Annotated in this window: 1 protein-coding gene; it reads left to right on the top strand. The window is 68.9% G+C overall.

Annotation, left to right across the window (positions count from 1 at the left end):
* Positions 1 to 395: HAMP domain-containing protein (locus tag ACLQ20_RS31335; protein WP_425858379.1), on the top strand; the 395-nt coding region annotated here is incomplete at both ends.

Below are 395 nucleotides of genomic sequence, written 5' to 3'. Positions count from 1 at the left end.
AACCTGACGTCGCAGGTGCGCAACATCGCCTCGGTCTCCACGGCCGTGGCGAAGGGCGACCTGTCGCAGAAGATCACCGTGGACGCCCGGGGCGAGATCCTGGAGCTGAAGTCGACGGTGAACACGATGGTGGACCAGCTGTCGTCGTTCGCCGACGAGGTGACGCGCGTCGCGCGCGAGGTGGGCACGGAGGGCAAGCTCGGCGGCCAGGCCCAGGTGCGGGGCGTCGCCGGCACCTGGCGCGACCTGACCGACAACGTGAACTCCATGGCCTCCAACCTCACCGCCCAGGTGCGCAACATCGCCCAGGTCTCCACCGCCGTGGCGAAGGGCGACCTGTCGCAGAAGATCACCGTGGACGCCCGGGGCGAGATCCTGGAGCTGAAGTCGACGGT

Origin of the sequence: Micromonospora sp. DT46 (genome assembly GCF_049841735.1) — a bacterium.
Lineage (GTDB): Bacteria > Actinomycetota > Actinomycetes > Mycobacteriales > Micromonosporaceae > Micromonospora > Micromonospora reichwaldensis.
The sequence above is the reverse complement of the archived record's forward strand: the minus strand, read 5'-3'. Positions and strand labels throughout refer to the sequence as shown.